Origin of the sequence: Pseudomonas rhodesiae, assembly GCF_007858255.1 — a bacterium.
Classification (GTDB): domain Bacteria; phylum Pseudomonadota; class Gammaproteobacteria; order Pseudomonadales; family Pseudomonadaceae; genus Aquipseudomonas; species Aquipseudomonas rhodesiae.
Window position 1 is genome coordinate 1 of sequence record NZ_VFEU01000059.1, and the last position, 2156, is coordinate 2156.

Annotated in this window: 1 protein-coding gene and 1 pseudogene; both read left to right on the forward strand. The window is 45.2% G+C overall.

Annotated features, from left to right (window positions below):
• Window positions 1–123: 123 nt before the first annotated feature.
• A pseudogene (locus FIV35_RS29370) lies at window positions 124–708 on the forward strand (heavy metal response regulator transcription factor); the annotation flags it as partial.
• Window positions 705–2048: a heavy metal sensor histidine kinase gene (locus tag FIV35_RS29375; RefSeq protein WP_052199026.1), complete on the forward strand. Its 1344-nt coding sequence runs from the start codon at window positions 705–707 to the stop codon at window positions 2046–2048. The pseudogene FIV35_RS29370 and the gene FIV35_RS29375, both read left to right, overlap by 4 nt.
• Window positions 2049–2156: the final 108 nt, after the last annotated feature.

Here is a 2156-nt window from a genome sequence, read left to right on the forward strand (position 1 = left end):
GGTGAAAAGTGGAGTTTTTCTGGTAGCATTTTGTGCGCGGCTGAAGACTTATGGGGCTTTGTTTGGCGACAAGAATCATAAGGCTTTCAGCCGTTTTTGTTTATGCGGTCATGAGAAATCCGGGCTAATGGCATTGATGCGCTGCATATGTTCAATAATAACCTATACTCCCTGGTTATTCTCGACGTGAACCTTCCAGGTGTTGATGGGTGGGGCGTTTTGGGACTAATTCGTAAAACGAGCCAGGTAAAAATCATGATGCTTACGGCGAGGGGGCGCCTAGTAGACAAGGTTAAAGGTCTCGATGCCGGAGCTGATGACTATTTAATTAAACCTTTTGAATTTCCAGAACTTCTCGCTCGTGTTCGTTCAATGCTTCGTCGTGGCCAGGAGAGAATTGAAGAGGCCACAATGAAAGTGGCTGATCTTGAACTCGACCTGGGCCGACGTAGAGCCTATCGTGGCACTACGCGCATTGATCTCTCGACAAAAGAGTTTTCACTTTTACATTTGCTATTAAGTAGAAGCGGTCAGGTAATGACTCGATCTCAAATTATATCTCTAGTGTGGGATGTAAACTTTGACTGTGACACGAACGTTATTGAGGTGTCTATTCGCCGTCTACGAGCCAAAGTTGACGACCCATTTGAAAACAAACTCATTCACACAATTCGCGGAGTGGGATATGTATTAGAGGATCGCTCATGAGTCGAGATAGTCTTGCAACTCAGTTAGGGTTGAAAGTCGGAGCCATGAGCACACTTTTGGTACTGGCTGTTTGTTTTTTTGGGTATCAATTTGTCGCCAAAGGGCTCGATCAAATTGCAACATCCGCGCTTGAAGCTAAAATGAATAGTGTTGCCCATAATTTATCAGATATAAAAAGCGTTGAAGAAGTCAAGCCAAATGCTCACACGCTAATTGACCTCGCCATGGGGCACAATAATCTATTTGTCAGTATATTTGATGCTACTACTTTAAATGAGCCTATCTTCACAATTGGGCCTAAGCCAAGCACTCTTGAACTGCATAGATTTTCCGCTACACCCTCAATTACCTACCATGAATGGCAAGATCAATCCGGGCGCCCTATGCTCAGCGCTTCACAAATTATGAGACTGGAAAATGATGCTCAGGTTTTTACATATTTAACTATGGATCAATCGGCAAATACGGAGCTTTTAAACTCGCTGATGAGGCGAGCCCTAATCGCTGCTCCGTTTCTCTTGTTATTCATATTTGCCTTAGCATGGCTGACCGTCCGCAGGGGGCTGAAACCTCTAACAAATTTTTTGCGAGTAGCTTCCCGGATATCGACTGAGAACCTTGAGCAACGTCTCCCTGTCGCTAATCTACCTTTTGAGCTACGCGAACTCGCCAACGGTATCAATTCGATGTTGAATCGCCTAGATGGAGGAGTTCAACAGCTTTCGCAGTTTTCAGACGATCTGGCGCATGAACTGCGCACGCCTATTACAAACCTTATGGGCAAGGCCCAGGTAACTTTATCGCGGGAACGAGACCTGCCAGAGTACAAGGAAGTATTGGAAAGCTGCACTGAGGAGTTGGAGCGGGTCACACGCATTGTATCTGACATGCTTTTCATTGCTCATGTTAGTCATCCTGCTTCGTCAATTCACTTTGAAACAGTAAAGCTACACAATGAAGTTGTGCAAATTATGGATTTGTTCAGTTATCCTGCGGAAGAGAAAGGATTGAGGATTGTACTAACAGGGGAAGGGGAGGTCAGGGGAAACCGGTTAATGATCCAGCGAGCAGTTTCAAATTTACTTTCTAATGCGATTCGTTATTGTATAAAGAATGAAACTATACAGCTTAAAATTGAGGTGCTGCAGGACTCTGTACGATTAGGGGTCGGCAATCCAGGTGTCAGCATATCCAGTGAACACCTTCCTAGACTATTCGAGCGGTTTTACCGTGCAGATAAAGGGCGCGCTAGAAGCCAAGGGGGAACCGGACTTGGGTTAGCTATCGTCAGATCAATTATGAGCCTGCATCAGGGTAAGGCTAGCCCGGATTTCTCATGACCGCATAAACAAAAACGGCTGAAAGCCTTATGATTCTTGTCGCCAAACAAAGCCCCATAAGTCTTCAGCCGCGCACAAAATGCTACCAGAAAAACTCCACTTTTCACC